Genomic DNA, 3274 nt, shown 5'->3' with positions numbered 1-3274 from the left:
TAAAGGTTACTTTGTCTCAACTGTTGGAATCAACGAAAAAATCATCCAAGCCTACGTAAAAATGCAAGAAGAGGAAGATACAGGACAAGCGCAGCTTGAATTTTAAGAGCACCACGCCTGTAAGGGCGTGGGTGTCTATGATGTTTAAAGAAAATATGGAAGAAGGAAAGATAAATTTTACAGAAGCTGAAGCAGAAAAATTAAAACAAATTGGTCTTGTATTTGAAATGTTTAAAAGACTTCCTAATTTTGAGAATGCCACAATTAATGAGATTATAGATGTAAGAAAAACACTAGATAAACCATTAATAAGGTTTAGATCAGCTATAATTGATAAGTCAGAAACTATTAGATATGAACCATGGAATGAAAATTTTAAAAATGATGTTGAAAAACTATTTTACAAAAGGATAGAACCTTCAATTTTTGAAATTGAGGAAGAATGCAATACAAATAAATATTTATTGGAGTTATTAGATACAATTACAGAGAGACCATTGGAAATACCAGCAGGGGGAATAACTGGGGCAGTAATTTCTAAGTTGTCTACAATATCAAATATTTCTGCAACAGCGATCGGATTAACTCTAGGGACCGCAACGGTTGCTTATAAAGCTTTAAGAAAATGGAAAGAAAAAACAAAAAAAATAGAAGATAATCAGATATTTTTTTATTATAAAACTGGGAAAATACTTAAAAAATAAATGATACAGGGGACGGTTGTTCATACAAGGAACTGGTATAGCTATCTAAAAAATTTATTAGAGAGTACTGATTCTTTATTTTTAATTAAAAATATAGTGAGTAGCGGAGTGTGGGAATTTTATGCATTGGCGTATTCCTTTAAATTAGGTAGGTAAATATATTCACTTTGACCATCAATTAAGGTTCTAACATTGTTAACGACACGAAGCCAGGTAGCAGTATAGTAAAAAATACATTAGAATTTTATCAAATTATTAGTAGTGAGAGAAAAATTGGACTTGTTGTTAAATATAAACACTAATAAAATCTTTAAAAAAAGAGGGCATTTAATATGTATATTTTTTTAATAATAATGATTATCTTGAGTGTTTTCAGTGTATAAAGGTTGCACAACACAATTAAAACAATCATAGTTATTAATGAAAGTAGCGCTGGTGGTCTTGTGGGGAAAATGAGTGGAGGTAGAATAAATAATTCTTATGTTAGTAATTCTTTTATATCAGGCGGTAATCAAAAAATAAATATAAAAAACACTAAAGCCTTCCAATTAACAGTCAATATAATTCTTTCTATTTTATCATTATCGATAACTGTTAATTTATTACTAGAAATAATAGCCAATTTTGTTAATTATTAAAATAAGGCCGGAATCTCTGAAAATGATACAGGGGACGATTGTACTAACTAAATGATACAGTGGAAGGTTCTCTGCTTGACTGCTTTTCTCTGATATCTAGTTCTTATAATTTCAACTATTCTATTAAGAACTTCATTGAATTTTTTATCTTTTAGACTGGCGGCTTTATAAAGAATAATATGTTTATCTGCGGTAAATATACGGTTTGGCCTGATATTGCTTGCTTGTCTTAATTCTCCTGATTTAAAATCTCTATCTTTAATAGAGATGGCATAATTATCTTTAACATTCTGGCTGGTTATCTGACAGAGAATAATATCATCCCCGTTTAATACCGAGATAACTAGTGCAGGCCGCCTTTTATTCTGGGTCAGATCGGAAAACGGGAAGGGAATTATTACGATATCCCCTTTTATAAATTTTGCCATGCTTCATCTTCTTCTGGCTTTAGCCAATCTTTTGCAAGGGAGGTTTCACTTGCAATTGTTATATGTATTTTTTCTTTTGTATTTTTTGTCTTTAAAAATCTAATAAAGTCTAAAACCTCATCAATGTATGGTTCAGGGACTTGTTCGATTTCTTTTAAAAGTATATCTTTTTTACTCATAGTTAACCTTCTACTTCTAACTAATTTATCTAAATTATAACATATATTTATTGTAAAAAAAGATCAATATAAAAGATTGCCAAAATACATAGAGATACAAAGGGGTCAAATCTTTATTATTGACAGTCAGATATAAACAGGGGATATATTTCTTCATTTGAAGGTGATTTTTAGGGAAAAAGAATAAGGGTATCTAATTGAAAAATAAGATTTCAACTATAGAATAATCAGATTATCTAAGACAGCTAATATTTTTCCAATATTATTATTTATAATGCTTACCAAATTCGACTTTTTTATTGCTATAGCAGAAAGGGAAAAATGAAAATAAGATTTGATATGATAGGTCTTTTTGTAAATGATTTAAAGAAGATGGTTCATTTCTACAATAAAGTTATAGGTATTAAGATTGATTGGGATGGACAGGGACCCTATGCTGAATTTAAACATGATGGCATAAGATTTGCTATGTATGATATGATACAGGGGACGGTCCTCTGGCACGTTCTAAGAGAAAATGAACAACTATGGTTTTATCCTGCTTTAAATAAGTAGAAAAAGCAGTTTTAATTGATTACAGGAGTAATTGGGGATCAGATACTGTATTGAATATCAACCCCTTACTCTCCTAAAAACGTTATTTACTTTTAATATATTTGTCAGTTATCCCGGAACGGATAAAGGTGTCAGCCTGTGAAGACCTGGCTCCCATGACTATCTAAGGATTAAAATTTATCCAGGAGCTTTTCCAGGTAAATTGATTTCATTTGCTTGCTAGCCATCAGCCGTTTTACAGGAGGCATTTTCAAGATAGCACCAAGAATGGCAGCCATTACCTTATGGCTGATAAAAGCCTGATTGTCAAAGATCAGGTTCTGCAGTTTCCCTTTTTCTATAGCCATTAAGACTATCCGATGAATTGAATTGACCGGGGTGATTATCTGTTCTTTACGCTTCTCAAGGGCAATACTTTTATTTGGGCATTCTCTTACACATATTCCACACCCCAGACATATTTCTGTATTTATTTTAACTTTTTTATCCCTGGAATTTGTATTTACTTGTTGGTCAATTGGAATATATTCAATAGCATTGACCGGACATGTATCTATACATTTTCCGCAGGCTGTGCAGGTGTCATCATTAATTTTTGGAATAAATGAAGTTGTCTGTACTGGATGAGTCATCCCAAATTTTTTTGCTGCAACTAAAAATTCACAACAACAGCTACAGCAATTGCAAATAAAACTGACATTATTTTTAACGTTTTCTCCACATTGGACCAGTTTATAATCATAGGCTTTTTGTAGCAGATCCATGCATTC

At 31.3% G+C, this 3274-nt stretch carries 6 protein-coding genes; 3 read left to right on the top strand and 3 right to left on the bottom strand.

All coding sequences use genetic code 11. The annotated features are described in order from the left end of the window. Nucleotides 1–137: 137 nt before the first annotated feature. Nucleotides 138–704: a hypothetical protein gene (locus KO361_00030; GenBank protein MCC7573966.1), complete on the top strand. Its 567-nt coding sequence runs from the start codon at nucleotides 138–140 to the stop codon at nucleotides 702–704. A gap of 386 nt (nucleotides 705–1090) precedes the next feature. Further along, a complete protein-coding gene (locus tag KO361_00025) occupies nucleotides 1091–1342 on the top strand; it encodes a hypothetical protein (GenBank protein MCC7573965.1) in 252 nt (83 codons plus the stop codon). A 47-nt stretch (nucleotides 1343–1389) separates the two neighbouring features. On the opposite strand, the gene KO361_00020 is transcribed toward KO361_00025, so the two are convergent. Both KO361_00020 and KO361_00015 read right to left on the bottom strand, forming a co-directional pair. Continuing rightward, on the bottom strand, nucleotides 1390–1770 hold the full coding sequence (locus tag KO361_00020; protein MCC7573964.1) for a type II toxin-antitoxin system PemK/MazF family toxin: 381 nt from the start codon (nucleotides 1768–1770) through the stop codon (nucleotides 1390–1392). Beyond that, the gene (locus KO361_00015) at nucleotides 1755–1949 is read right to left on the bottom strand and encodes a DUF2281 domain-containing protein (protein ID MCC7573963.1); all 195 of its coding nucleotides are present in this window, start codon (nucleotides 1947–1949) and stop codon (nucleotides 1755–1757) included. The genes KO361_00020 and KO361_00015 overlap by 16 nt, the downstream gene beginning before the upstream one ends. A gap of 321 nt (nucleotides 1950–2270) precedes the next feature. Between KO361_00015 and KO361_00010 the strand changes: the two genes are divergently transcribed. Further along, the gene (locus tag KO361_00010) at nucleotides 2271–2504 is read left to right on the top strand and encodes a hypothetical protein (protein ID MCC7573962.1); all 234 of its coding nucleotides are present in this window, start codon (nucleotides 2271–2273) and stop codon (nucleotides 2502–2504) included. A gap of 170 nt (nucleotides 2505–2674) precedes the next feature. On the opposite strand, the gene KO361_00005 is transcribed toward KO361_00010, so the two are convergent. Next, the coding region (locus tag KO361_00005) for a 4Fe-4S dicluster domain-containing protein (protein MCC7573961.1) at nucleotides 2675–3274 on the bottom strand (600 nt) is incomplete at its 5' end.

This window comes from Candidatus Woesearchaeota archaeon (assembly GCA_020854775.1).
Taxonomy (GTDB): domain Archaea; phylum Nanobdellota; class Nanobdellia; order Woesearchaeales; family 21-14-0-10-32-9; genus 21-14-0-10-32-9.
This window is presented reverse-complemented; position numbering and strand designations above follow the sequence as displayed.

Bases quoted from the DNA above. Each gene is read 5' to 3' on its own strand.
- KO361_00020 (MCC7573964.1), bottom strand. From the start codon at position 1,770: ATGGCAAAATTTATAAAAGGGGATATCGTAATAATTCCCTTCCCGTTT.
- KO361_00030 (MCC7573966.1), top strand. From the start codon at position 138: ATGATGTTTAAAGAAAATATGGAAGAAGGAAAGATAAATTTTACAGAA.
- KO361_00015 (MCC7573963.1), bottom strand. From the start codon at position 1,949: ATGAGTAAAAAAGATATACTTTTAAAAGAAATCGAACAAGTCCCTGAA.
- KO361_00010 (MCC7573962.1), top strand. From the start codon at position 2,271: ATGAAAATAAGATTTGATATGATAGGTCTTTTTGTAAATGATTTAAAG.